The sequence below is a fragment of the Pseudomonas sp. LB1P83 genome, assembly GCF_054897885.1.
The window spans coordinates 6,061,230-6,083,535 of the sequence record NZ_CM142709.1; the positions used below are offsets into that span (position 1 = coordinate 6,061,230).

22 protein-coding genes are annotated in these 22,306 nt (G+C 57.0%); 13 read left to right on the forward strand and 9 right to left on the reverse strand.

Annotation, left to right across the window (positions count from 1 at the left end; translation table 11 throughout):
• Positions 1-22: 22 nt before the first annotated feature.
• Positions 23-745, reverse strand: a complete 723-nt coding sequence (gene rph, locus ACYZTY_RS27915; RefSeq protein ID WP_010465211.1) for a ribonuclease PH — start codon at positions 743-745, stop codon at positions 23-25.
• Positions 746-1,025: 280 nt separating this feature from the next.
• Between rph and ACYZTY_RS27920 the strand changes: the two genes are divergently transcribed.
• The 6 genes from ACYZTY_RS27920 to ACYZTY_RS27945 all read left to right on the forward strand — a co-directional run bounded on the left by ACYZTY_RS27920 (position 1,026) and on the right by ACYZTY_RS27945 (position 6,321).
• A complete protein-coding gene (locus ACYZTY_RS27920; RefSeq protein ID WP_461956313.1) occupies positions 1,026-1,889 on the forward strand; it encodes a YicC/YloC family endoribonuclease in 864 nt (287 codons plus the stop codon).
• Positions 1,890-1,901: 12 nt separating this feature from the next.
• Positions 1,902-2,522 (forward strand): guanylate kinase, encoded by a 621-nt coding sequence (gmk, locus tag ACYZTY_RS27925; RefSeq protein WP_010465215.1) that lies wholly within the window; start codon positions 1,902-1,904, stop codon positions 2,520-2,522.
• A gap of 167 nt (positions 2,523-2,689) precedes the next feature.
• Entirely contained in the window at positions 2,690-2,953 is a 264-nt protein-coding gene (gene rpoZ / locus ACYZTY_RS27930) for a DNA-directed RNA polymerase subunit omega (protein WP_007894670.1), read from the forward strand.
• Between the two features lie 57 nt (positions 2,954-3,010).
• Positions 3,011-5,116 carry a bifunctional GTP diphosphokinase/guanosine-3',5'-bis pyrophosphate 3'-pyrophosphohydrolase gene (spoT, locus tag ACYZTY_RS27935; RefSeq protein ID WP_403099825.1) on the forward strand — a complete coding sequence of 702 codons (2,106 nt, stop codon included), beginning with the start codon at positions 3,011-3,013 and terminating at the stop codon, positions 5,114-5,116.
• 25 nt (positions 5,117-5,141) lie between these two features.
• Positions 5,142-5,522 carry a RidA family protein gene (locus tag ACYZTY_RS27940; RefSeq protein WP_003229509.1) on the forward strand — a complete coding sequence of 127 codons (381 nt, stop codon included), beginning with the start codon at positions 5,142-5,144 and terminating at the stop codon, positions 5,520-5,522.
• A 58-nt stretch (positions 5,523-5,580) separates the two neighbouring features.
• Entirely contained in the window at positions 5,581-6,321 is a 741-nt protein-coding gene (locus ACYZTY_RS27945; protein ID WP_461956314.1) for a hypothetical protein, read from the forward strand.
• A 76-nt stretch (positions 6,322-6,397) separates the two neighbouring features.
• Here ACYZTY_RS27945 and ACYZTY_RS27950 read toward each other — a convergent pair whose 3' ends face one another.
• Positions 6,398-7,255: an SDR family oxidoreductase gene (locus ACYZTY_RS27950; protein WP_461956315.1), complete on the reverse strand. Its 858-nt coding sequence runs from the start codon at positions 7,253-7,255 to the stop codon at positions 6,398-6,400.
• 189 nt (positions 7,256-7,444) lie between these two features.
• On the opposite strand from ACYZTY_RS27950, the gene exbB reads away from it, so the two are divergent.
• From exbB to ACYZTY_RS27980, 6 genes are all read left to right on the forward strand, one after another.
• A complete protein-coding gene (exbB, locus tag ACYZTY_RS27955) occupies positions 7,445-8,443 on the forward strand; it encodes a tonB-system energizer ExbB (RefSeq protein WP_461956316.1) in 999 nt (332 codons plus the stop codon).
• Positions 8,444-8,449: 6 nt separating this feature from the next.
• Positions 8,450-8,878, forward strand: a complete 429-nt coding sequence (gene exbD / locus ACYZTY_RS27960; RefSeq protein ID WP_438658587.1) for a TonB system transport protein ExbD — start codon at positions 8,450-8,452, stop codon at positions 8,876-8,878.
• Complete coding sequence (locus tag ACYZTY_RS27965) at positions 8,875-9,624, forward strand: energy transducer TonB family protein (protein WP_461956317.1); 750 nt, start codon at positions 8,875-8,877, stop codon at positions 9,622-9,624. The genes exbD and ACYZTY_RS27965 overlap by 4 nt, the downstream gene beginning before the upstream one ends.
• A gap of 284 nt (positions 9,625-9,908) precedes the next feature.
• Positions 9,909-10,838 (forward strand): LysR substrate-binding domain-containing protein, encoded by a 930-nt coding sequence (locus ACYZTY_RS27970; RefSeq protein ID WP_461956318.1) that lies wholly within the window; start codon positions 9,909-9,911, stop codon positions 10,836-10,838.
• A gap of 9 nt (positions 10,839-10,847) precedes the next feature.
• Positions 10,848-12,923: an ATP-dependent DNA helicase RecG gene (gene recG / locus ACYZTY_RS27975; protein ID WP_461956319.1), complete on the forward strand. Its 2,076-nt coding sequence runs from the start codon at positions 10,848-10,850 to the stop codon at positions 12,921-12,923.
• Between the two features lie 78 nt (positions 12,924-13,001).
• Entirely contained in the window at positions 13,002-14,402 is a 1,401-nt protein-coding gene (locus ACYZTY_RS27980) for an aminoacyl-tRNA deacylase and HDOD domain-containing protein (RefSeq protein WP_461956320.1), read from the forward strand.
• Positions 14,403-14,736: 334 nt separating this feature from the next.
• Here the strand turns inward: ACYZTY_RS27980 and ACYZTY_RS27985 are convergent, their stop codons facing one another.
• Positions 14,737-15,120, reverse strand: a complete 384-nt coding sequence (locus ACYZTY_RS27985; RefSeq protein WP_461956321.1) for a helicase — start codon at positions 15,118-15,120, stop codon at positions 14,737-14,739.
• Positions 15,121-15,603: 483 nt separating this feature from the next.
• Here ACYZTY_RS27985 and ACYZTY_RS27990 point away from each other — a divergent pair, with 483 nt between their 5' ends.
• Positions 15,604-15,987 carry a DUF6124 family protein gene (locus tag ACYZTY_RS27990; protein ID WP_461956322.1) on the forward strand — a complete coding sequence of 128 codons (384 nt, stop codon included), beginning with the start codon at positions 15,604-15,606 and terminating at the stop codon, positions 15,985-15,987.
• Between the two features lie 95 nt (positions 15,988-16,082).
• Here ACYZTY_RS27990 and ACYZTY_RS27995 read toward each other — a convergent pair whose 3' ends face one another.
• The 6 genes from ACYZTY_RS27995 to ACYZTY_RS28020 all read right to left on the reverse strand — a co-directional run bounded on the left by ACYZTY_RS27995 (position 16,083) and on the right by ACYZTY_RS28020 (position 22,300).
• On the reverse strand, positions 16,083-16,334 hold the full coding sequence (locus ACYZTY_RS27995) for a hypothetical protein (RefSeq protein WP_461956323.1): 252 nt from the start codon (positions 16,332-16,334) through the stop codon (positions 16,083-16,085).
• A gap of 15 nt (positions 16,335-16,349) precedes the next feature.
• Positions 16,350-16,649, reverse strand: coding sequence for a lysozyme inhibitor LprI family protein (locus ACYZTY_RS28000; protein ID WP_461956324.1), 300 nt, complete (start codon positions 16,647-16,649; stop codon positions 16,350-16,352).
• Positions 16,650-16,820: 171 nt separating this feature from the next.
• The gene (locus tag ACYZTY_RS28005) at positions 16,821-17,375 is read right to left on the reverse strand and encodes a DUF3304 domain-containing protein (RefSeq protein ID WP_461956325.1); all 555 of its coding nucleotides are present in this window, start codon (positions 17,373-17,375) and stop codon (positions 16,821-16,823) included.
• Positions 17,376-17,500: 125 nt separating this feature from the next.
• Positions 17,501-18,223: a hypothetical protein gene (locus tag ACYZTY_RS28010; protein ID WP_461956326.1), complete on the reverse strand. Its 723-nt coding sequence runs from the start codon at positions 18,221-18,223 to the stop codon at positions 17,501-17,503.
• Positions 18,204-21,272 (reverse strand): glycoside hydrolase family 19 protein, encoded by a 3,069-nt coding sequence (locus ACYZTY_RS28015; protein WP_461956327.1) that lies wholly within the window; start codon positions 21,270-21,272, stop codon positions 18,204-18,206. Before ACYZTY_RS28015 ends, ACYZTY_RS28010 begins: the two co-directional genes overlap by 20 nt.
• Entirely contained in the window at positions 21,269-22,300 is a 1,032-nt protein-coding gene (locus tag ACYZTY_RS28020) for an SEL1-like repeat protein (protein WP_461956328.1), read from the reverse strand. The genes ACYZTY_RS28015 and ACYZTY_RS28020 overlap by 4 nt, the downstream gene beginning before the upstream one ends.
• Positions 22,301-22,306 lie beyond the last annotated feature (6 nt).

Here is a 22,306-nt window from a genome sequence, read left to right on the forward strand (position 1 = left end):
CCTCCTTGCGTGGAACATCCGATCAGTCGGCCAGTGCGGCCTTTTGCAGTTCGAAGATCTCGGTCATGCCTTTCTTCGCCAGTTCCAGCATAGCGTTCAGCTCTTCCGGCTGGAACGGGGCGCCTTCGGCAGTGCCCTGAACTTCGATGAAGCCGCCAGTGCTGGTCATCACCACGTTCAGGTCGGTCTCGGCAGCCGAATCTTCCAGGTAGTCGAGGTCAAGCACAGGCTCGCCCTGATACATGCCCACCGAAACGGCAGCGATCATTTGCTTGAGCGGGTCGCCGCCTTTCAGGCCGCCGCGCTTCTTGATCACTTTCAAGGCATCGACCAGTGCAACCATGGCGCCGGTGATGGACGCGGTGCGGGTGCCACCGTCAGCCTGGATCACGTCGCAGTCGACGTAGAGGGTGACGTCGCCCAGCTTGGACATGTCCAGCGAAGCACGCAGGGAACGACCGATCAGACGCTGGATCTCCAGGGTGCGACCGCCTTGTTTGCCGCGGCTCGCTTCACGCTGGTTACGCTCGCCAGTGGCGCGCGGCAGCATGCCGTATTCGGCGGTCAACCAGCCTTGGCCCTGACCTTTCAGGAAACGCGGCACGCCGTTCTCGACGCTGACGGTGCAGATGACTTTGGTATCACCGAACTCGACCAGTACAGATCCCTCGGCGTGTTTGGTGTAGTTGCGGGTAATGCGGATCGAGCGGAGCTGATCGGCAGCGCGACCACTTGGACGTTTCATAGGGAATACCTGTACGGGGGACGGAAAACTGCCGAGCATTATAGAGCCGCGCGCCAAGACTGGGCACTTCTAAAAAATCCACCCGACGATTGAAGGCGCTGACTAGAGCTTAGAACAGCGCTTTACCGACGGCCTGCAGCCCTTTGTCACACCGTGTGTTTGGGCGCATCCGCCCCACTGCGCTACAATCCTGCGCCTTTGCTGCCTGTCGGCTTTAATTCACAGATATCGGGTCTCGCGAAACCTTTGGTAACGCAAACCTGAATTGCGAGGTACCTCCATGGTGCACAGCATGACCGCCTTCGCCCGCGTTGAAAAAGCCGGCGCCCAAGGCACCCTGAGCTGGGAATTGCGCTCGGTCAACAGCCGCTACCTGGAACCCCATCTGCGCCTGCCGGAGTCGTTTCGCGACCTCGAAGGCGCGGTTCGCGAAGCACTGCGTCAGGGCATCTCCCGTGGCAAGCTCGAGTGCACCCTGCGCTTCACCGAAGAAAACACTGACAAACCTTTGCAAGTGGATCGTGAGCGCGCCGCGCAATTGGTTGCGGCTGCCGAGACCATCGCCAGCCTGATCAAGAATCCGGCGGCGCTGAACCCGCTGGAAGTGTTGGCCTGGCCCGGTGTTCTGGTCGGCGACGCCACCGACCCGCAAGCCTTGAATGCCGAAGCACTGGCGCTGTTCAATGAAGGCCTGAAAGAACTCAAGGCCGGCCGCGAGCGCGAAGGCGCGGAGCTGGCCCGGTTGATCAACGATCGCCTGACCTCCATTGAAAAAGACGTGGTGACCCTGCGTGAGCTGGTCCCGCAGATGCTGGCCACTCAGCGCCAGAAAGTCCTCGACCGCTTTGCCGACATGAAAGCCGAGATGGATCCGCAGCGCCTGGAACAGGAAATGGTCATGCTCGCTCAAAAGAGCGACGTCGCCGAAGAACTGGATCGCCTGAGCACTCACATCATTGAAGTTCGCCGGGTGCTCAAATCCGGCGGCGCTGCCGGTCGGCGCCTGGACTTCCTGATGCAGGAACTCAACCGCGAAGCCAACACATTGGGCTCCAAAGCCTTCGACCCGCGCAGCACCCAGGCGGCGGTCAACCTCAAAGTGTTGATCGAGCAGATGCGCGAACAAGTGCAGAATATTGAGTAAGGCAAACCCGACATGACCCACAGTACCGGCACCCTGTACATCATTTCCGCCCCTTCGGGCGCGGGCAAGAGCAGCTTGGTCAAGGCCCTGACCGACGCTGATCAGGAGATCCGTGTCTCGGTCTCCCACACCACCCGCGCCATGCGTCCCGGTGAAGTGAACGGCGTGAACTATCACTTCGTCGAACGCGGCGAGTTCGTGAAGATGATCGAGCACGGGGATTTCCTCGAGCGCGCCGAAGTGTTCGGCAACCTCTACGGCACCTCGCAAAGCCACCTGCAGCAAACCCTGGACGAAGGACACGACCTGATTCTGGAAATCGACTGGCAGGGTGCCGAGCAAGTACGCAAGTTGATGCCCCAGGCCCGCTCGATCTTCATTCTGCCGCCGTCCCTGCAAGCCTTGCATCAGCGCCTGAACAATCGTGGTCAGGACAGCGACGAAGTCATTGAAGGCCGGATGCGAGAAGCCGTCAGCGAAATGAGCCACTACGTCGACTACGACTACCTGATCATCAACGACGATTTCGCCCACGCCCTGAAGGATTTGCAGGCGATTTTCCGTGCCAATCAGCTGCATCAGAAGCGTCAGCAGCAGCGTAACGGAAAACTTTTGGCTGAATTGCTCGGCTAATCAGCACTTCCCAAAACCGTTGCAAGGGCTTTACATTGGCACTTGCAGCGCGTTGAAGGGCTTGGTCAAAAAATCAGCGCTTCCCTAATCGCTGGTGATTTTTTAAACTGTTCAGTCCGCTCGCCCACCCGGGCAGCGCGCATATTGCATTCGCTCCGAGGAATACCATGGCCCGCGTAACCGTTGAAGACTGCCTGAACCACGTGGAAAACCGTTTTGAACTGGTCATGCTGTCCACCAAGCGTGCCCGTCAACTGGCCACCGGCGGCAAAGAGCCACTGGTTCAGTGGGAAAACGACAAGCCTACCGTTGTAGCCTTGCGTGAAATCGCTGAAGGCCTGATGAGCTACGAGTTCATCGCCAATGCTGAAATCGTCGAAGACGAACCGCTGTTCGCAGCGTTCGAGGACGAGTCCAACGAGGCCGTCTAAGCCTATGCCTGGTCGACGTAGCACGGCGCGGGGTCACAGCGAACGGCAGGAGTTATCATGCCGAGCATAGACGCCCTCGCCGATCGCTTATCGACCTACCTCGGCAAGGACCAGGTCAACCTGGTCCGCCGAGCGTATTTCTACGCCGAACAAGCCCACGACGGCCAACGCCGCCGTAGCGGTGAGGCGTACGTCACGCATCCTCTTGCGGTGGCGAATATTCTTGCCGACATGCACATGGACCATCAGAGTTTGATGGCTGCGATGCTGCATGACGTGATCGAAGACACCGGTATTGCCAAGGAAGCGCTGCAAGCGCAGTTCGGCGAAACCGTGGCCGAACTGGTCGACGGGGTCAGCAAACTGACCCAGATGAACTTCGAGACCAAAGCCGAAGCCCAAGCCGAAAACTTCCAGAAAATGGCCATGGCCATGGCGCGCGACATTCGCGTGATCCTGGTCAAACTGGCCGACCGCCTGCACAACATGCGCACGCTGGAAGTCCTGTCCGGCGAAAAACGTCGACGGATCGCCAAGGAAACCCTGGAAATCTATGCGCCCATCGCCAACCGGCTGGGCATGCACGCCATCCGCATAGAATTCGAAGACCTCGGCTTCAAGGCGATGCACCCGATGCGTTCCGCGCGGATCAACCAGGCGGTCAAACGCGCCCGGGGCAACCGCAAGGAAATCGTCAACAAGATCGAAGAATCCCTCAGCCACTGCCTGGCCATCGATGGCATTCAGGGCGAGGTCAGCGGTCGCCAGAAACACCTCTACGGCATTTATAAGAAAATGCGCGGCAAGCGTCGGGCCTTCAACGAGATCATGGACGTCTACGCGTTCCGGATCATCGTCGACAAGGTCGATACCTGCTACCGCGTGCTGGGTGCTGTGCATAATTTGTACAAACCGTTGCCGGGGCGCTTCAAGGATTACATCGCGATCCCCAAGGCCAACGGCTACCAATCGCTGCATACCACGCTGTTCGGCATGCACGGTGTTCCGATCGAGATCCAGATCCGCACCCGTGAAATGGAAGAGATGGCCAACAACGGCATCGCCGCCCATTGGCTGTACAAATCCAGCGGTGACGAGCAGCCAAAAGGCACTCACGCCCGCGCCCGGCAGTGGGTCAAAGGCGTGCTGGAGATGCAGCAAAGGGCCGGCAACTCGCTGGAATTCATCGAGAGCGTGAAGATCGACCTGTTCCCGGACGAGGTCTACGTGTTCACGCCCAAAGGCCGGATCATGGAGCTGCCCAAGGGCTCCACGGCGGTCGACTTCGCTTACGCGGTTCACACTGATGTGGGCAACAGCTGCATTGCATGCCGGATCAATCGTCGTCTCGCACCGCTGTCCGAACCGCTGCAAAGCGGCTCCACGGTCGAGATCGTCAGCGCTCCCGGCGCGCGGCCAAACCCGGCGTGGCTCAACTTCGTGGTCACTGGCAAGGCGCGGACCCACATCCGCCATGCGCTGAAACTGCAGCGCCGTTCCGAATCCATCAGCCTCGGCGAGCGCTTGCTGAATAAAGTGCTCAATGGTTTCGACAGCTCGCTGGAAAAAGTAGCGGCCGACCGCGTCAAGGCGATGCTCGCCGAATACCGTCTCGAACTGATCGAAGACTTGCTGGAAGACATCGGCCTGGGCAATCGCATGGCCTATGTGGTCGCGCGCCGCCTGCTCGGTGAAGGCGAACAGCTGCCAAGTCCGGAAGGCCCGCTGGCAATTCGCGGCACCGAAGGCCTGGTGCTCAGTTACGCCAAGTGCTGCACACCGATCCCGGGCGATCCGATTGTCGGTCACTTGTCCGCCGGTAAAGGCATGGTTGTGCACCTGGACAACTGCCGCAACATCAGCGAAATCCGTCACAACCCGGAAAAATGCATCCAGCTCTCGTGGGCCAAGGATGTCACCGGCGAATTCAACGTCGAGCTGCGCGTCGAGCTGGAACACCAGCGCGGCCTGATCGCCCTGCTGGCCAGCAGCGTCAACGCGGCCGACGGCAATATCGAGAAAATCAGCATGGACGAACGCGATGGTCGCATCAGCGTGGTCCAACTGGTGGTCAGCGTGCACGACCGCGTGCATCTGGCTCGCGTGATCAAGAAACTGCGCGCACTGACCGGGGTGATCCGCATCACCCGCATGCGCGCCTAAGCCAACCTATTACAAGGAGTCATTCATGACCAAGACTGTTATCACCAGCGATAAGGCCCCAGCCGCCATCGGTACTTACTCCCAGGCGATCAAGGCTGGCAACACCGTTTACATGTCGGGTCAAATTCCTCTGGACCCAAAAACCATGGAACTGGTTGAAGGCTTCGAAGCCCAGACCGTCCAGGTGTTCGAGAACCTCAAAGCCGTAGCCGAAGCTGCCGGTGGTTCGTTCAAGGACATCGTCAAACTGAACATCTTCCTCACCGACCTGAGCCACTTCGCCAAGGTCAACGAGATCATGGGCAAGTACTTTGACCAGCCATACCCTGCCCGCGCCGCCATCGGCGTAGCCGCCCTGCCAAAGGGTTCGCAGGTTGAAATGGATGCCATTCTGGTTATCGAGTAATACATCCGGCGCAGCCTTTTCAAGGTTGCGTCGACTTCGTTTCTGAAAGGATTCCACCATGCGCCAAGCGCTAGCTCTCTCGCTGGTCGCCCTACTCTTGGGCGGTTGTGCCAGCAACCCTGCCGACCGTGACATCAGCGGCATCTGGATCAATCAGGTGGCGATCGACGCTGCGTCCAAAGGCGGCCCCCTGCGTGAAGCGCTCCAGGCTTATGGCCCGAACCTGGAATGGGACGTCAACACCAAGGCCGCTCAGGCCCGCTACACCAACGGTTTTGAAAATGTCGAAGGCAAGCTGCTGGGCGAAGAGTCCGGCGCCTGGAAAGTCGACTTTTATGGCAGCTCCGCCAGCGAACTGAAGCGTGACGGCAAGCAACTGAGCCAGGCCGCCAGCGAAAACGAGCCGGACCAGGTCTTTGACCGTGCGCTGATTCCAGTGCCGGATGGCGCACCGATTGGCGCGAGCTTCGAACGCGCGCTGTACACCGCCTACATGGGCGGCAGCTGGAAAATCGTCAGCGGCCCGGGCGAAGGCAATTCCGTGCAATTCCAGGCCGATGGCCAGGTTGCCGGCCTCCCGGGAGCCGATCGCTATGCCCTGTGCCTCGCGGGCGATTGCGCGTCGATGAGCGGTGGCAATGACAATATGTGGCTGCAAGTGAACGGCCAGGGCAATACCTGGATTTTTGCACGCAAGGGCAAGGAACTGGAGATTGTGCAGGCGGTGAACACGGCGCAGGCGGATGAAATGCCTCAGTTCACGCCGGGTGATCGCAAGTGGTTGCTGGAAAAGCAGTGACCCGCAAGCCCCACGCAAAACCAATGTAGGAGCCCGCAGCAAGCCGGCTCCTACAGTTGTATGTGGGGACAGGAAATCAGCAGCGGCCTTCGAGAATGGCGGCGTAGCCTTCGCGATAGGTTGGGTACTTTGGCGCCCAGCCCAAGGCCTTCGCCCGAGCATTGCTGCACTGCTTGCTGCCGGTGCGTCGTACGCTCGCGTCTTCAGCCCATTCAGTCACGCCCAGATACTCACGCAACCAGCCCACCACTTCGGCCAGCGGCGCAGGCGCGTCGTCGACGCCGATGTAGACGTCATCCAGCGCCACCCCGCGTCGATCCGCTTCAAGCAGGTATGCCAAAAGCCCCGCCGCGTCGTCGGCGTGAATGCGGTTGCCATACAGCGGCGGGTCAACGGCCACGCGATAACCGCGACGAACCTGAGTCAGCAGCCATTCGCGGCCCGGGCCGTAAATGCCGGTCAAGCGCACGATGCTCGCCGGGATGCCGCTTTGCAGTGCCACTTGCTCCGCCTCAAGCATCAATCGACCCGAATAGCCTTCTGCAATGGTCGGCGAAGTCTCGTCGACCCACTCGCCATTCTGCTGGCCATAGACGCTGCTGCTGGAAACAAACAGCAGACGCTCGGGCACCTGACCGTAGTCGTCCAGCCACTCCAGCACATGCTTCAAACCCTGGACATAGGCAGCGCGGTAACCGGCTTCATCGTGATCGGTGGCGGCCGCGCAATACACCAGGTAATCCACCGCACCGACCGGCCAGGTCGGCGGGCAGTCTTCGTTGAACAAGTCACCGGCAACGCCAATGACCCCCTCGGGCAGGCGTGAAACATCACGCCGCAGGCCATGGACCTCCCAGCCGCAAGACACCAATTGCGTGGCCAGACGACTGCCGACATCACCACAACCGGCGATCAAAACAGAAGGCGCAGACATCAGAAAACTCCCATCAGAAAGGCACAGACTAGCGCCGGCACAGGACGAGCGGCTAGCAATGAAGGAAAAAAAGATACTCTATTACTTCTGTTAACAAGAATTACTTGCAATAATGCACGCCACTTTTGTTCTCGGCCTTACGAGGCCTGGAAGAACATTTACCCTATTTTTCTCTCAGGTCCGGCCAGCATGACACGCAATCAATTCCCCGCTTCGCCAACCAAACGACCTCGCGCCTGGAGCGCAGTGGCCGCCCTGCTGCTCACCCTGATGCTGGCGCCGACCGCCGCTTTCGCCGATCAAGCCACGTCACCTGCCGCCCATGAGGTTTCGACTCAGGCAACAGCTGACGTACCAAGAAATCCTGATGGCAGTGTCGATACTTCGTCTCTGCCTCCAGAAGTACAAAAAGCATTAGCCGAGTTCGGTGAAGCGGCGAAGAAGATGAACGAGCCGCAAGAAGAGGACAACTCGCTGGGCATGGCCCACGACCTGTCACCATGGGGCATGTACAAGAACGCCGATATTATCGTGAAAATCGTGATGATCGGCCTGGCCATCGCTTCGATCATCACCTGGACCATCTGGATCGCCAAGGGCTTCGAACTGATGGGCGCCAAGCGTCGTCTGCGCAGCGAAATCGTCCACCTGAAAAAAGCCACCACCCTTAAAGAAGCCAGCGTGACCGCGACCAAGCAAGGCACCCTCGCCAACCTGCTGGTGCATGACGCTCTTGAAGAGATGCGTTTGTCGGTCAACAGCCGTGAGAAAGAAGGCATCAAGGAACGTGTTGCCTTCCGTCTTGAGCGTCTGGTGGCTGCGTGCGGTCGCAACATGAGCAGCGGCACCGGCGTGCTCGCTACCATCGGTTCAACCGCGCCGTTCGTGGGCCTGTTCGGCACCGTGTGGGGCATCATGAACAGCTTCATCGGCATCGCCAAAACCCAGACCACCAACCTCGCCGTCGTGGCGCCCGGCATCGCCGAAGCCTTGCTGGCTACCGCGCTGGGTCTGGTTGCCGCGATTCCTGCGGTCGTGATCTACAACGTCTTCGCCCGCTCCATCGCCGGTTACAAAGCGCAAGTGTCCGATGCCTCGGCCGAAGTCCTGCTGCTGGTCAGCCGTGACCTCGATCACCTGCCGACCACCGAGCGCTCCGCGCAACCCCACATGGTCAAAGTAGGGTAATCAGCCATGGGCTTGCATTTGAAAGAAGGCGCAGACGACGATCTGGCCGAGAACCACGAGATCAATGTCACGCCGTTCATCGACGTGATGCTGGTGCTGTTGATCATCTTCATGGTGGCCGCGCCATTGGCCACCGTGGACATCAAGGTCGACCTGCCGGCTTCCAGCGCCAAACCGGCGCCGCGTCCGGAGAAACCGGTGTTCCTCAGCGTCAAGGCTGACCAGCGCCTGTACCTCGGCGAAGAAGAAGTGAAGGCCGAAGCACTCGGCGCCACCCTCGACGCCAAAACCCAAGGCAAGAAAGACACGACGATCTTCTTCCAGGCCGATAAAGGCGTGGATTACGGCGACCTGATGAGCGTGATGGACAACCTGCGCTCCGCCGGTTACCTGAAGGTCGGTCTGGTCGGGCTCGAGACGGCAGTCAAGAAATGATCACGACGCGCCATAAGCTGACGCGTTACAGCGGGAGCCTGGCCGTGGTGCTGGGCGTCCATGCGCTGGCCATTGCGCTGGCGATGAACTGGACCGCGCGCCCACCCATCGAGCTGCCTCCGCAGGCGATGATGGTCGAGTTGGCACCGGTTCCAGCCCCGCCACCGCCGGCACCGCCGAAGGTCATAACGCCGCCACAACCACCGGCCCCGGTAGAAGAACTGCCGATCCCGAAACTGGCTGAAGTGCCGAAGGCCGAGATCGTCGTGCCGAAACCGGTCAAGCCCAAGCCAAAGCCTCAACCGCCCAAGCCTGTGGAGAAGAAGCCGGAGCCGCCGAAGGAGAAGCCGTCCGAGGAGAAGCCTAGCGACGCGCAACCGACCCAGGCACCGACGGAGAAATCCGCGCAACCGGCACCGGGTCCATCGCCAGCGCAACAGGCTGCCAAAGCCAGTTGGGAAGGCACCCTGCTCGCGCACTTGGGCAAGTACAAAAAGTATCCGGCGAGCGCACAGAATCGGGGCAAGCAAGGCACCAACCGTCTGCGCTTCATCGTTGATGCCGAAGGGAATGTGTTGTCGTACGAACTGGTGGGCCGCTCAGGCACCGCCGATCTGGACCGGGCCACCCTGGAAATGATCCGCCTCGCCCAACCGCTGCCCAAGCCGCCGGCCGACATGCTGACCAATGGCACCATCGAAATTACGGCGCCATTCCTGTACTCCCTGGAAAAACGCCGCCGCTAGACCGCCGCCGAATCATTGTAGGAGTGAGCCTGCTCGCGATAGCGGTGTCACATTCACCGAAGAGGTTGAATGTAATGGCCTCATCGCGAGCAGGCTCACTCCTACAGGGATCTCCTGCAGCAGGAAACTCTGCGCTCAAGCATAAAGGCACCAAAAGGTGCCTTTTGCATATCTGCCTGCAGCAAACCGGCATTACCCAGTGTCACTCAGCACACTCAGTCTGATAACGTGCGTCTATCGATTGCAGCCGGTATGCTTGGCTCGCAACTTCATGGACGCTTGCTATGACTCTCACAGAATTACGCTACATCGTTACCCTCGCCCAAGAGCAGCATTTCGGCCACGCGGCCGAGCGTTGCCATGTCAGCCAGCCGACCCTGTCGGTGGGCGTGAAAAAGCTTGAAGACGAACTCGGTGTGCTGATTTTCGAGCGCAGCAAGAGTGCCGTGCGCCTGACCCCGGTCGGTGAAGGCATCGTTGCCCAGGCACAGAAAGTCCTGGAACAGGCCCAAGGCATTCGCGAACTGGCCCAAGCCGGCAAGAACCAGCTGACCGCCCCGCTGAAAGTCGGCGCGATCTACACCGTCGGCCCATACCTTTTTCCGCACCTGATCCCACAGCTGCACCGGGTCGCCCCGCAGATGCCGTTGTACATCGAAGAAAACTTCACCCACGTGCTGCGCGACAAACTGCGCAACGGCGAGCTCGACGCGATCATCATCGCCCTGCCGTTCAACGAAGCCGACGTCCTGACCTTGCAGCTCTACGACGAGCCGTTCTACGTCCTGATGCCGGCCCAGCACCCGTGGACGCAAAAAGAATCCATCGACGCCGCCCTGCTCAACGACAAGAGCCTGCTGCTGCTCGGCGAAGGCCACTGCTTCCGCGATCAAGTGCTGGAAGCCTGCCCGACCCTGGCCAAAGGCAATGACGGCGCCAAGCACACCACCGTGGAATCCAGCTCCCTGGAAACCATCCGCCACATGGTCGCGTCCGGCCTCGGCATTTCGATCCTGCCGCTGTCAGCAGTCGACAGCCATCACTACGCCCCCGGCATCATCGAGGTGCGCCCATTGTCGCCGCCGGTGCCGTTCCGCACCGTGGCCATTGCGTGGCGCGCAAGCTTCCCGCGGCCGAAGGCAATTGAAATCCTCGCTGACTCCATTCGCCTGTGCTCGGTGGCCAAGCCACCTGCGCCGGTGGCTGCGGCGTAAGTTGCGGTCATGACCGAGTTGTCGCAAGTGTCGGTGACGGCACTCAAGGGTGTCGGCGAGGCCATGGCCGAGAAACTGGCCAAGGTCGGCCTGGAGAATCTCCAGGACGTGCTGTTCCACCTGCCGCTGCGTTATCAGGACCGCACTCGCGTGGTCCCGATCGGCCATTTGCGACCGGGGCAAGACGCCGTGATCGAAGGCACCGTCAGCGGCGCCGACGTGGTCATGGGCCGTCGACGCAGCCTCGTTGTGCGTCTGCAGGACGGCACCGGCGGGCTCAGCCTGCGCTTTTACCACTTCAGCAACGCCCAGAAAGAAGGCCTCAAACGCGGCACGCGGATTCGCTGCTACGGCGAAGCGCGGCCCGGTGCGTCGGGGCTGGAAATCTACCACCCGGAATACCGCGCCATCACCGGTGATGAGCCGCCGCCAGTGGATGAAACCCTGACCCCGGTCTACCCGCTCACCGAAGGCCTGACCCAGCAGCGCTTGCGCCAGTTGTGCATGCAGACCCTGACGATGCTCGGCCCCACCAGCCTGCCCGACTGGCTGCCGACCGAACTGGCCCGGGACTATCAACTCGCGCCGCTGGCCGATGCGATCCGCTACCTGCATCACCCGCCCGCCGATGCCGACGTCGACGAACTCGCCCTCGGCCATCATTGGGCGCAGCACCGTCTGGCCTTCGAAGAACTGCTGACCCATCAACTGTCCCAGCAACGTTTGCGCGAGAGCATGCGTTCGCTTCGCGCACCAGCGATGCCGAAAGCCACCAAGCTGCCGGCGCAATACCTGGCCAATCTCGGCTTCACGCCAACCGGCGCACAGCAACGTGTCGGCAACGAAATCGCCTACGACCTCAGCCAGCACGAACCGATGCTGCGGCTGATCCAGGGCGACGTCGGCGCGGGTAAAACCGTGGTCGCCGCCCTCGCCGCGCTTCAGGCGCTGGAGGCTGGTTACCAAGTCGCGTTGATGGCGCCCACCGAGATCCTCGCCGAACAGCACTTCATCACCTTCAAGCGCTGGCTCGAACCGCTGGGCATCGAAGTCGCGTGGCTGGCCGGCAAGCTCAAGGGCAAAAACCGCGTGTCCGCGCTGGAGCAGATCGCCAACGGCGCACCAATGGTGGTCGGCACTCACGCACTGTTCCAAGACGAAGTGCAGTTCAAGAACCTCGCGCTGGCGATCATCGACGAACAGCACCGCTTCGGTGTGCAGCAGCGCCTGGCCCTGCGCCAGAAGGGCGTCGGCGGACGGATGTGTCCGCACCAGCTGATCATGACCGCCACGCCGATTCCGCGGACGCTGGCCATGAGCGCCTACGCCGACCTCGACACCTCGATCCTCGACGAACTGCCGCCCGGCCGAACCCCGGTGAACACTGTATTGGTTACCGATACACGGCGTGTCGAAGTCATCGAGCGCGTACGCGGCGCCTGTGCCGAAGGGCGTCAGGCCTATTGGGTGTGCACGCTGATTGAAGAATCGGAAGAGCTGACCTGTCAGGCCGCCGAAACCACTTACGAAGACCTCACCGCAGCGCTTGGCGAGTTGAAGGTCGGCCTGATCCACGGCCGCATGAAGCCCGTCGAGAAAGCCGCGGTCATGGCCGAATTCAAGGCCGGCAACCTGCAACTGCTGGTCGCGACCACGGTGATTGAAGTCGGCGTCGACGTCCCGAACGCCAGCCTGATGATCATCGAGAACCCCGAACGCCTCGGTCTCGCGCAGCTGCACCAATTGCGCGGGCGTGTCGGTCGAGGCAGCGCCGCCAGCCACTGCGTGCTGCTTTACCATCCGCCGCTGTCGCAGATCGGCCGTCAGCGCCTGGGCATCATGCGCGAGACCAACGACGGTTTTGTCATCGCCGAAAAAGACCTCGAACTGCGCGGCCCCGGTGAAATGCTCGGCACGCGCCAGACCGGCCTGCTGCAATTCAAGGTCGCCGACCTGATGCGCGACGCCGACTTGCTGCCCGCCGTGCGCGACGCCGCCCAGGCTTTGCTGGAACGCTGGCCGGACCACGTCAGCCCATTGCTAGACCGCTGGCTGCGCCATGGGCAGCAATACGGCCAAGTGTGAGCACCGTCGCAGTTTGTCGACGATGCTTTTAAACAAGCTGGTTATACTCCTGCAATTGTTTGAATACGGATACAGACCATGACAGAAGCTGCCCTCGCCCCCGACACCCTGCACGCTCCGTCTGTTATTCGGCTGCTGCTGGGCAAATTGGGCATTGCCTACGAAGAAGTACTCGACCACCACGGCCTCAACGCCTCGCGCAAAGTGCAGGCGGTGCTGGTGGACGACGCGGTCGGTGCCTTGATGGTGCTGTTCCCGCAAAGCCAGTTGCTGGACCTCAATCGCCTCGCCGAACTGACCGGCCGCCGCCTCACCGCCGTGCCCACCGAACGCCTGGTCAAAATGCTCGGCAAGCACAACCTGAGCCTGCTGCCCGGCCTGCCGGCGCTGACCAGTTCGCCGTGCCTGTACGAAGAAAGCCTGCTGCGCGTACCGAAGTTGCTGATCAACTCGGGCGAGCCGGGCCTGCTGCTGGAAATCGCCAGCGAAGACTTCAAGACCATGCTGACCAAGGCCAGCGCCGCGAACTTCGGCGAGAACCTGACCAGCATCCGCCCGAACCTCGACCGCCCCGACGATGACCGCGAGGAAATCACCCAGGCCGTCCAGGCGTTCACCGCGCGGCGCATCCAGCAACGCCTGGAAGCGACCATCGAGATTCCGCCGCTGGCCGAGACCGCGCAGAAAATCATCAAGTTGCGCGTCGACCCCAACGCCACCATCGACGACATCACCGGCGTGGTCGAAACCGACCCGGCGCTGGCCGCCCAAGTCGTCAGCTGGGCCGCGTCGCCGTACTACGCGTCACCGGGCAAAATTCGTTCAGTAGAAGATGCGATTGTGCGTGTGCTGGGTTTCGACCTGGTGATCAACCTCGCGCTGGGCCTGGCCCTGGGCAAAACCCTGAGCCTGCCCAAAGACCACCCGCAACACACCACGCCGTACTGGCAGCAATCGATCTACACCGCCGCCGTCATCGAAGGCCTGACCCGCGCCATGCCCCGCGCCCAGCGCCCGGAAGCCGGCCTGACCTACCTCGCCGGCCTGCTGCACAACTTCGGCTACCTGTTGCTGGCCCACGTGTTCCCGCCGCACTTCTCGCTGATCTGCCGCCACCTCGAAGTCAACCCGCACCTGTGCCACAGCTACGTCGAGCAACACCTGCTCGGCATCAGCCGCGAACAGATCGGCTCGTGGTTGATGCGCTACTGGGACATGCCCGACGAACTCGCCACCGCGCTGCGCTTTCAGCACGACCCAACCTACGACGGTGCCTACGCTGAATACCCGAACCTTGTGTGCCTGGCCGTACGCCTGCTGCGTGGACGCGGCATCGGCTCCGGGCCGGATGAAGACATCCCGGACGCCTTACTCGAACGCGTCGGCCTGACCCGCGACAAAGCCAACGACGTCGTCAGCAAAGTGCTTGAGGCTGAAGTGCTTCTGCGCGAACTCGCTTCGCAATTCAGCCAAGCCTAAAAGCATCGCGGGCAAGCCACGCTCCCACAGGATTTACGCAATCCCTGTAGGAGCGAGGCTTGCCCGCGAAAAAGCCCCCGCCGATCCACCTGGATCACCACCCCCCCTTGTAGGAGCGAGCCTGCTCGCGATGAATCCAACTCGCTATCTCTGAACCACCACAACCCTGTGGCGAGGGAGCTTGCTCCCGCTCGACTGCGCAGCAGTCGCAATCCAGCCAACGCGATGTTTCAGATACAACCGAGGTCTCAAGCTTTAGGGCCGCTTCGCAACCCAGCGGGAGCAAGCTCCCTCGCCACAAAAGCCCCTTTCACTCCAGACTGGATCAAGATTCTCAGGCTTTAGCCTTCGCTTTCCGCGGCTTCAAATACTTGGTCAACCCCTGAAACCAGATCACCAGCGCCGGATTCCCCTTGATCTGAATCGACTTGTCCTGAATCCCCGTCATAAACGCCAGCTGCTTGTTCTTCGCCTGCATCGTGGCAAAGCCATACGCCGCATCCTTGAACGCAATCGCAAACGCCGGCTCGGCATACACGCCCGACTGGCTGGTAATGCGCTGATCCTTCACAAAGAAATGCCGCGCCACTTTCCCGTCCAGGGTCTGTAGCTGGAACACCAATTCCTTGTCACCCAACTGCTGCTGAAACGCAGGATTAGTCCGACTGGCCTTACCCATCAACAAACCCAGCATCCACAGTAGAAAACGAAATTTCATGCGCACAGCCTCAAGAGAAAAGTGAACGGCCGGCGCAGTGTAGCGGCTTCAAGCGAGAACGCCACTGTTGCGCAGCGATAGAAGAAGATGCCGTGGTTTTTGACGCTGATGACTACCAAGTCATTGACGAAACGCCTGTGTTTAAAAGCGTGGAAGATTTGATCTCTCTACGCTCGATGCTATCGGAAGTTTCCTTCAACACGTGGGGTTGTTCGTGAACTAGGCAGCGTTTGGCTTCATCGATAGGCTTTGTTCGTCGCCGCAAAATCGGTGACACGGACGTGCAAGTCCGGCGGGATACACAATGGTTATGGCAATTCATCGAGCATTTTCCTATGCTCGCGAACCGTTATGGCAGTTGTGTATGGGAGACCTTCGGGTCTGCCGGGTAATCCCGCCGGTCTTGCACACCTATGCACAGCTGCCACCTCTTTCGAAGTGCGAGCGAAAAGGTGTCAGCTCCATAATTACGGGATAACACTTATGATCAAGCCAACACCGAATCCACCAGAAAACGAAGCCACCTCCCCCTACGAATCCCTCGATTCGAAGAAATTCCACGAAGCCGCCGAGCGCGCCCTCAACCACCATTTCGCCCCACCACCCGGCGACAAACCCAAGCCTCGCAAAGGCAACCTCTTCGCCGTCTCCCCCGACATCGACACCGAAGCCCTCCTGGCCAACGCCTCGGAAGACCTGCTGTCCATCAGCGCCATCGCCGCCAACCTGGCCGACGACGTGGACGGAGCACGACGCTCCTTAGCCTTGGCGCTAAGCAGATTGGCGGATGGGGTTCGGTTGTTGGTGGAGCGAGCGCTGGATCATATTGATTCGCCCAATCCGGCGGAGCATCGGGCAAAGCTGTAGCGGAACCACGGATAGAAAAAGGGGACTTAGGTCCCCTTTCTTGATTATCCCTGACTCACCACTGACAGCCTGTCTGGGGCGGTGAGTTCATATCGTTAGCGATTCATGGGTAACTGAAAACGCATTCGCACAGCGCAATAAGCAAGGTCTTCACGAAACAGACGGAAACTCATCTCGCACTGCGCGTCGGCGTATTGCTTCCAAACCGGATCGTCGAATTCGCCCCCTCCCAGCAGGTTGATTGAGGCCTTCAAGCCGTTTTCGCGATCCTGCCCTGCCATCAACGAAGCAGCTTTGTAAAAGCCATCATTCGGCATACCTGTCTGTAGATAAATGAGCTCACCCAACCGGGCAGTGGTTGTCTACGCCAAACACGCGAGCTTCTCGATGGGCGCCTCCGCTCCCGGCAAAACCGCTTGATACAGATCCTCGCAATACGCTTCTTTGAAGCGCACCCACCTTCTTTGCACATCGGTCAGTTGCTTCTTGTCTGCGGGAGACAAGCTGGCCAGGGTTTTCTTGTATTGCTCATTCAGCACAGCGTCGATTTTTTCGAAGCTTTGCTGGCCGCAAGTGATCAAATCGGGATTGGTAAAGCTGTTGTGGTTGCAGGTTTCCTGTGCATGAGCCGAAATCATCGATGCCGCGAAAGCGGCGCTCACCAGTGCTACAGCAAACCTTTTAAACTTCGTTGTCACGGTTGACCCTCGACGCTACGACCGATCACAGGAAAAAATTAAAAACGCGGGGCAGATTTATTTATTAGGAAAAGGAGACGGATTTATTTATTGGCGACCGCATCATCATAAATAAATCCGTCCCCTTTTCACCTATCAATGATTCGAACATGAAGCCGGCTCCTTAGCTTTAAAATAAGCTTTATCTGGGTAATTTGGGTTTCCGGGCGTATAGCAGGTTGTAGACACCTTCACTTTATCACAGGGAAAAAAGTGAACCTGTAATGCACAAACTTTCTCAGCGTACTTAGGGATTTCCACCGTAGCTGTATGGTGAGAATAGCCAGCAGAGTGGCGAACAGCAGCCTCTTTTACAATTTGGCCGTACTGATCACGCTTGAGTTTTTCGTATGGGTTTGGATCTTTGTCCCATTCGATAATAGCTCTAACACCCGGAGTCCACTGAACAGGAAGTACGCCGCAGCAAACCTCCCCTCCACCTTGATTTGCTGGAATACTAGGACCACCTGCACCATTGATACTAAATCGTATAATTTCCGCTGCGGTATGGTTATAACCAGTAACAGGCGTAGACACCATTTCTGGGCCAGCGATGCAGGAGCTTACGCAGAACATACTTACTGACAGGATTAATAATCTTCCCTTTGTCTTATGACTAATATTTTTTAGCCCTAAGCATATTTTTTGCATAAGAGTAGAAAACCTAGAAGGGGACGGATTTATTTATTGGCGACCGCATCATCATAAATAAATCCGTCCCCTTTTCACTCATATCTAATGCCTACCTAGCACAGTAAATATGCACCCTTTGTTATTTATTCAGCGATTGAAGCGGCTCCAGATTTACTAAAGTAGTTGGACGCAGCCTTAGGCGATAAAAATTTCTGAGCCTGCAAAGCGAAGACTAATGCAGGAGTAATACAACCTTTTCTTAGAACCCACTCACTTGGTGAATCTTTTTCCAACTCATCAGAGATTTTCACCAGCGAATCTCCATCCATTTCGACCACGCAATTGCCATAAATGCTGGCAAATAATTTTGTTGCACTGTCATTATTTTCCAGAAGCGATTGGTAAGTCAGCGAGTCCAATGGAATGGCTGGCTTCCGATAAAAAACACCCGTCAATGCAATTTTATCCGCATTGGCCACAGCCTCTTCTCGCGAAACAAAAAACTTCCCATCTTTAAAAATACTAACAACATTTCTTAGATAGCAAACACTGCTAGACGGGCTACAGAAACGATACCGAATTGAAATACTCCCATCTGCTACAGACAAACCCTGGAAAACCTCTAATCCACCACTATTTTTTATGACCTTCGGGACAAGCGCTTCATTCTTTAATAGCTCCCTGCCACCGGAAACAACACTTAATGTGTAAAATTCAGTGTCGTTATCCGTGAGTTTAACTTGATCTAAATTTCCGTCGCCTGTGACATCCCGGTTGAGCACTAAAAAATCAGAGGCACTCGCATAGCCTATGCAACTACTAAGCAAAGCGACAGCAATCATTTTTTTACCGAAAAATTTTCTCATTTGTCCAAATCCTAGTGAACTGGGTTCGTCTGTCGCCATAGCTAGTAGTATGGAGGTTAATTTTCGCGGTTATCGAATTCACGAATTCAGGCGCATCCCCCTTATCCGCTATTTCAAACAAACTATTCTTTAACCAAAAAAATACTGCGGATCTAGCTGCATATTTTGGCTGCTCAAGCAACTCAGGGTTATTAATAAAGCTAAGGTTTTCTCCAGGCCATAGCTGCGGATAAAGTGTAGTGAACTCATTGTAATTATAGCGCCCAGTTAGTTGCTTTAAACCGCGACCTCGGTATTTCCAACCATCACCACTGGCAATATTTCCGTTACCAAGATCAGTGACACCCGTGACACCATTATATGCTCGATTGGCAATTTCAATCTGATTAGCTGGATGCTCGCCCGGTTTGTATCCGTACAAATCGGCTTCATCAGGCCGAGAGCTAAAATAGGAAAAACTTGCAAGTTTTTCAGGACGATAAGCTAACGATTCTACAAGCGCATATCCATCTCCCACTTCAACCCTAACTTGAGCGAAAAAATGACTTAAGCGTAATGGGGTATCCAACTTATAGTCCGCTAGTCGCGGATTTAGCTCATCAGCAAGCAACTGTAATTTTGCATCATCACCCGTGGTAAATACTTTTTTCAGCATCGCCAGAGTTATTTTCATACCCGCTCGGAGCATTGAGTTAGAGACAAACTCAATTGGATGAAAATGCCAAATCACGTCTGAACTCATGGCCGCCTTACCGGTAAGCTCTTCCCAAAACACGTATTTACTTATTCTTTCTTTCTCATGCTTCAGCGTTTTTGGCGATGTCTCCAGCAACTTATCTAACTTACTCCACTTGGGTGACTCTGCTTTATCTTTCCATTCAGTCGGATGGTGAGCGATAAGCTTTGCCCACTGATCTCTCGTATCAGCGTCCTTCAGGGCGTCGGCGAGCTCGTCCGGATCCACATTACCATCGTGGTTTTTATCAATCTTCGCGAAGAGGTCCTTAAAGAACTGCGGCATATCTTGTGGATCGAGGAACCCATCTGCTGTTGGATTGCTTTCCTCAACGATCTGGAAGCCCAATTTCTCCCAATCGTGTTGCGTGATGATTTCTGCACTGGTTTTTTTTACCAGCCCTGCTAGCGGTTGATCATCCTCAACAACACTGACTTCATACCAATCTTCGGTGCCTTCTTTAACAATTGGAGCCTTGCTCAAGTCAACCGCATGATCCTTCTTGAGTGGAGTGGAACCAGTGGCAGGCGCTTTTTTCTTGAGTTCGGCTCCGGCAACCAGATGCAGGTATTGCTTGCCTATCTTCAAACCGGCAACGTTCTTGAGGAAATCTTTGACGTCAGCTTCGGCAGTAAAAATCTCGACGTGAACCTGGTACTTACTGGACACACTGCCGTCTTCGCCGGTGAGATTCTCTGTTTGCCCCAGATAGCCAATCGGATCGCCTGCCTTGATTCCGGTACTTGCCGTTTCAACCGAATCGAAGCTACTGGGCGTCAGATTCGTCCAGTCAAGCATCCGGTAATCCGGGGCGTTTTCTACGCATGTCCAAAAACTTGGAGGTACGGATCCTGCACCAGCTAAGCCACCGCTGACCTTGGTACATTTCGCCATCCGTCGAGTGACGCCTGCCACATTGAGATTCAGTACTTCCTTACTATCGAACTCAACGACACTGCCCGGAATAAGCTGCATTGAGCCAATGCGGGCACCTGCGGGTTGGCCATTTTGAAGTGCCGTTGGCGCCTCGTACAGGTCAAGCTTACTGATCGCGGTGGCCTTAACTTTTCCCTGCCAATAATTGGGCCTCAGTCGTTGAGGCACTTTGTCCGCAGTCCAGATCGCCTTGTGCTGCGAGTTTTGATAGGGGATGTCGTTCTCTTTAAAAGCGAACCAGATTTCATCTCCGACGTTACGCGTTTTGGTTGAGCCGCTTTTGACTGATCCAGCAAGAATCTTTCCCTTGGCGTAGGTTTTGGTTCCCTCAACAGCCTGATCAAGAATTTCTAGCTTTGTACCCTTTTTTATTAATCCATAGGAGTGCGCGCCGGGTATCCAAGGAGCCTTGTCGTAACCTTTGTAGTCGCCAAAATTCATGGTAACTACAGGCTTCGGTGTTTCTTCCGGAGCTAACGGATAGCGGGCATACGGCAACAAATGCATGTACAGACTGTAGAAATTCAGCTTGTTTTGCTTGCCTTTGTTCGGCCCTTCTTCCGGGTTGGGCGCAGACTTGTACTCGTGACGCACCAGGCAGAAGGAACTGGAATACTTCAGTTTTTTCTCGTTGCTACCGAAGGTCGATTCCAGATAATCCTCATTAAGGCGATAAGCAACGACTTCGCCATCGGCCATACAGCGTATCGGCTCATTCAGTACGCATTGCGGGGCGCTTGCATTGGTGATGTGGATGCCTCCGTGCCAGAACTTGTTACTGCCGAGCAGGTAGTGACCCGAGGTTTCACCTTCGAGTGCAGCGTAAACTTCTTCCGCGTTGGCGAACTGCTTGCCATCAGCTTTTCTGAACGGATATTGGAAGTTCATCAATGGCGCAGGCCCCGCCGGAGCGGGCGCAGGGGTTGGGGTTGGCGCAGCTGCGGGGGCTGGTTGCCCCCCTCTAAATTGAGGTTTCGGACGCAAAATCTTCTCTGGTCTAGGCCAGTAAAGGCTATTCGGTCCGTAAAGTGCCGTTTTCGGACCGTGCGATTGCGAGCCAAAGAAGTTTCCTGGAATCTGGCCAGAGATAAGGGTTTCAATAACTCCTGTATGCCCGTGAAAATTTATCCAAAGTGCGATATCACCGGGTTCGGCACTCGCGAGCGGAACTTCGTCAAAATGTTCCCGGTCGGTATTTAGCTGTGATGTTGTCCGGTAAGGAATTGTATATCCCGCGTCTTGCAGTAATCGGTAAACAAGACCCGAGCAATCGATTTCTTTCTTGCCGTTGTTATTAATATCGGTTTCGCCCTTGTGGGGACCGTATTCATAACCGCTACGATATTTATCCAGTTGCTCAAGTAGTCCGGTACTCATCGGAAGCTTCCTGCTTTAATACATTGAGTTGAGTTATCCATGACGACCCCTTTGGCCGCTAAGCGGTCAATAGCGAGAGTAGTGGACTCAAGGTCAGACTTTTGAGCCTCCCGATAACACGCCATTGCCCGAATTAGATCTACAGGCACTACATTGCCGACTTCGTACACTTCACCTAGTCGAATAACTGCATTGGTTGAGCCCTGCTGCGCAGCAATTTCCAACGTCTCTATCGACTTTTGTGGATTAATACAAGCGCGTTCATTGTCGTATTCGCCCTCATCGCAATAGAACATTGCGAGCGCCAAGCCTACGTCAGGAATGCTCGTTGATGCCTGCACCAAAAGATCCAGAATCTTGGCGTTCTCCAATCGCGGTGCTTGCCCAGAAAGACTAATTCCCGCAGCAGCGGCTGCGGCTTGTGCCGAACCTTTTTGAGCCCCATCTAAATAGCTATCCAATGCCGCTGCGTACAAATAGATACCGGATTCGGGAGATGCCTTATTGACCAGCCTGTCGAATATCACGCCTTTTTTCAGCTCACGCTCACCGGGCGTTTGTTTCTCCGACCGAGTGACTGCATCCATGACCACCTCAAGCGTCCAATCCTCAACCCGGTTTAGAACCCAGCAGTCGTCATGCTTGAAGACGAAAATCTTCAGAAAGCCACCCACCTGATCTCGAACAATCACCCTGTTCGGCAACACGATATCGATCGTGAGATTCGACTTGGCCGCATTTTCAGGAAGCAGCATCTTCAATTCATCGGTGGCCAACCCCTTTAGGCTTCGCTCGACAACCTTGGGTATTTTGCCATCCGCTGTTACGTGAACCTGCTTCACAGGAGACGTGATAAAAGCTTTCTGTACCTCTGGTTCGGATGAAAAAGCTTTGACGAACTCAGCAAAGTTACTGCTCGGACATTGAGCGTCGCTGGGCGACGAGGCAAAGGCACCGGAGCTCATCCCTAGGCTCAACAGTGCAATGGAAAACCACTTCATCTGCCTTACGTGTTTGTTTGTTGTCATCACGAA

Bases quoted from the DNA above. Each gene is read 5' to 3' on its own strand.
- rph (WP_010465211.1), bottom strand. From the start codon at position 745: ATGAAACGTCCAAGTGGTCGCGCTGCCGATCAGCTCCGCTCGATCCGC.
- ACYZTY_RS27920 (WP_461956313.1), top strand. From the start codon at position 1,026: ATGGTGCACAGCATGACCGCCTTCGCCCGCGTTGAAAAAGCCGGCGCC.
- gmk (WP_010465215.1), top strand. From the start codon at position 1,902: ATGACCCACAGTACCGGCACCCTGTACATCATTTCCGCCCCTTCGGGC.
- rpoZ (WP_007894670.1), top strand. From the start codon at position 2,690: ATGGCCCGCGTAACCGTTGAAGACTGCCTGAACCACGTGGAAAACCGT.
- spoT (WP_403099825.1), top strand. From the start codon at position 3,011: ATGCCGAGCATAGACGCCCTCGCCGATCGCTTATCGACCTACCTCGGC.
- ACYZTY_RS27940 (WP_003229509.1), top strand. From the start codon at position 5,142: ATGACCAAGACTGTTATCACCAGCGATAAGGCCCCAGCCGCCATCGGT.
- ACYZTY_RS27945 (WP_461956314.1), top strand. From the start codon at position 5,581: ATGCGCCAAGCGCTAGCTCTCTCGCTGGTCGCCCTACTCTTGGGCGGT.
- ACYZTY_RS27950 (WP_461956315.1), bottom strand. From the start codon at position 7,255: ATGTCTGCGCCTTCTGTTTTGATCGCCGGTTGTGGTGATGTCGGCAGT.
- exbB (WP_461956316.1), top strand. From the start codon at position 7,445: ATGACACGCAATCAATTCCCCGCTTCGCCAACCAAACGACCTCGCGCC.
- exbD (WP_438658587.1), top strand. From the start codon at position 8,450: ATGGGCTTGCATTTGAAAGAAGGCGCAGACGACGATCTGGCCGAGAAC.
- ACYZTY_RS27965 (WP_461956317.1), top strand. From the start codon at position 8,875: ATGATCACGACGCGCCATAAGCTGACGCGTTACAGCGGGAGCCTGGCC.
- ACYZTY_RS27970 (WP_461956318.1), top strand. From the start codon at position 9,909: ATGACTCTCACAGAATTACGCTACATCGTTACCCTCGCCCAAGAGCAG.
- recG (WP_461956319.1), top strand. From the start codon at position 10,848: ATGACCGAGTTGTCGCAAGTGTCGGTGACGGCACTCAAGGGTGTCGGC.
- ACYZTY_RS27980 (WP_461956320.1), top strand. From the start codon at position 13,002: ATGACAGAAGCTGCCCTCGCCCCCGACACCCTGCACGCTCCGTCTGTT.
- ACYZTY_RS27985 (WP_461956321.1), bottom strand. From the start codon at position 15,120: ATGAAATTTCGTTTTCTACTGTGGATGCTGGGTTTGTTGATGGGTAAG.
- ACYZTY_RS27990 (WP_461956322.1), top strand. From the start codon at position 15,604: ATGATCAAGCCAACACCGAATCCACCAGAAAACGAAGCCACCTCCCCC.
- ACYZTY_RS28005 (WP_461956325.1), bottom strand. From the start codon at position 17,375: ATGCAAAAAATATGCTTAGGGCTAAAAAATATTAGTCATAAGACAAAG.
- ACYZTY_RS28010 (WP_461956326.1), bottom strand. From the start codon at position 18,223: ATGAGAAAATTTTTCGGTAAAAAAATGATTGCTGTCGCTTTGCTTAGT.
- ACYZTY_RS28015 (WP_461956327.1), bottom strand. From the start codon at position 21,272: ATGAGTACCGGACTACTTGAGCAACTGGATAAATATCGTAGCGGTTAT.
- ACYZTY_RS28020 (WP_461956328.1), bottom strand. From the start codon at position 22,300: ATGACAACAAACAAACACGTAAGGCAGATGAAGTGGTTTTCCATTGCA.